Genomic DNA, 2033 nt, shown 5'->3' with positions numbered 1-2033 from the left:
CTTGTTGTTGTCGTTGCCGCCGCGGAGCTGGTCTCTGAGCTGTCCGCGGAGGTTGCGTTGGAGGCGTCGCTTGGCGCGGGCCTTGACGTTGGGCTTGGCCTTCTCGAGCTGCCCGCGGAGGCCCTTGGCGTCCTTCTTCAGGGGCGTCTTCGGCTGCTGGGGCCCACCGGAGCCACCCGGGCCCCGTCCGGGCCCCCGGCTGCCGGCGCCGCTGGCCGGGCGACCGGTGGGCGGCTTGGTGCCGGGACGTCCCGCCCGGGCCGCCTGACCCGCACCCCGCCCGGCGGCCTGGGCGCCGCGGGTCGCCGTCTGCGTCGCTCCCCGGCCGGCCGCGCCGGCGCCTCGGGTGGCGCCTCGGGCGGCTCCCTGGGCGCCCTTGCCGGCGGCCTTCCCTGCCGCCTGGGCACCCTTCCCCGCCACCCGACCGGCCACCGCCCCCGCCCGGGCCGTCACCTGGGCGCCCACCTGCGCCACCCGCTGGGCCACGACGGCCACTACCTGGATCGCCACGGCTCAGCCCATCCCTCTCAGTGCGCGTCCTCGGACCAGTGCCATGGCTCGCACAGGCCGCAGTCGAGGACGTGGAGGCCGTACTTGCCGGCGTTGGCGTCCAGCCACCGGAAGCACGACGTCGACGTGGTCATCAGGGAGCTGCCGGCGCAGCCGAAGTCGATGGCGACGCCCCGCTCGTGCCGCGATTGGCCCGGAATCGCCACCGGGCTGCCCTGGCCGTCGTCGTCGCACTGCATCGACGGCATCTCGTAGATGGCGTAGTGGCTGGTGCCGCAGTTGCGCTTCCGCGACGCGATCTGCTCCTGGTAGGTGCGGAAGCTGCTGACCGAGACGAGCTTCACCCCGTCGCTCCAGGCGGCGTCGATCAGCGCCTGCACCTGGGCGGCGATCTCCACGCTGACGGTGAGCGTCTCGCCGCCGGCCGGCACGCGCAGGTCGACGACGTCGAGCGGCCCGTTGGCGGTCTGCACGGTGCGGGCGCCGGCGGGGGGCGGGCCGAAGTCGCCCGCCGGCCCGAGGTCGATGTCGGCGACCGCGGCCCGGATCCGCTCGATCTCGGCGAGGGCCTTGGCGTTGTGGGCGGTCGCCTCGCCCGCGGGGACGCCGCCCGCGTCGGTCACGCCGCCGACGCCGGCGTTGTAGGCCGCGATCGTGTACTTCCAGTCCTGGTACCGGGCGTCGTCCGCCTGCAGGAGCTCCTGGCGGTAGGTGGTCATCTCCCGGGCGGCACCGTGGGCGGCGTCGTACCAGTTCCAGGGATCGGCCACGCCGTCGCCGTCGCCGTCGGCGGCGAAGCCCACCGAGTAGTGGGCGCCCTCGGGCGACGGCGGTCCCTCGACGTGGGCGTCGAAGCGGTCCCGGCCGACCCGCCAGATGTCGCCCAGGTGCTGCATCGGGCCGCGGGCGCCGGCTCCGTTCACCGAGTACCTCGGGGCGCAGCCCGCGTCCCGGTTGGTGCCGTGCTCGCACTCGGCCCAGCCGACCCCGGCCAGCACGATCCACTCGATCGGGTAGCTGCCCGCGGCCGACGAGTAGGCGCTCAGCGCCTCGCCCGCGATGCCGGTGGCCCGGGCGACCTCGGGCAGGAGCTCCACCGGGATCGCCCCGGGGAACTGCATGCCCATCTGGGCGGCGGCCTGCTGCTCCAGGGTCTCCTCGTCGGGGCTGCCGGCGATGCTGAACAGGATGAACACCAGGGGGGCGACGAAGGCGAGGACCAGGGCCAGGACCTGGACGAGGATGAGTCGTCTGACGAGCTTGCGGCTCTTCTTGGTCTTCTCGAGGGCCTTCTCGCCGTCCTTGGTGAGCAGGAGGCGTTTGATGCGCTTCTTGGCGAAGCGGAGGGCTTTGCGGGGGGTCTGCTTGGCGAGGCGTCCGGTGGCGTTGGCGATGCCGTCGCCCTGGAGGAGGTTGGGGTCCTTGTTCTTGTTGTTGTCGTTGCCGCCGCGGAGCTGGTCTCTGAGCTGTCCGCGGAGGTTGCGTTGGAGGCGTCGCTTGGCGCGGGCCTTGACGTTGGGCTT

The 2033-nt window shown here is 73.6% G+C and carries 2 protein-coding genes; both read right to left on the bottom strand.

Features of this window, described 5'->3' with window-relative positions; all coding sequences use genetic code 11:
- On the bottom strand, nt 1-510 hold a 510-nt coding region (locus VK611_19060), incomplete at its 3' end, for a hypothetical protein (protein HMG43438.1).
- Between the two features lie 17 nt (nt 511-527).
- A partial coding sequence (locus VK611_19055) for a D-alanyl-D-alanine carboxypeptidase family protein (GenBank protein HMG43437.1) occupies nt 528-2033 on the bottom strand: 1506 nt, incomplete at its 5' end.

Source organism: Acidimicrobiales bacterium, assembly GCA_035316325.1.
Classification (GTDB): domain Bacteria; phylum Actinomycetota; class Acidimicrobiia; order Acidimicrobiales; family VFJN01; genus DASXTK01.
Note: the sequence above shows the minus strand (reverse complement) of the source record. Positions and strands in the feature narration are given on the sequence as shown.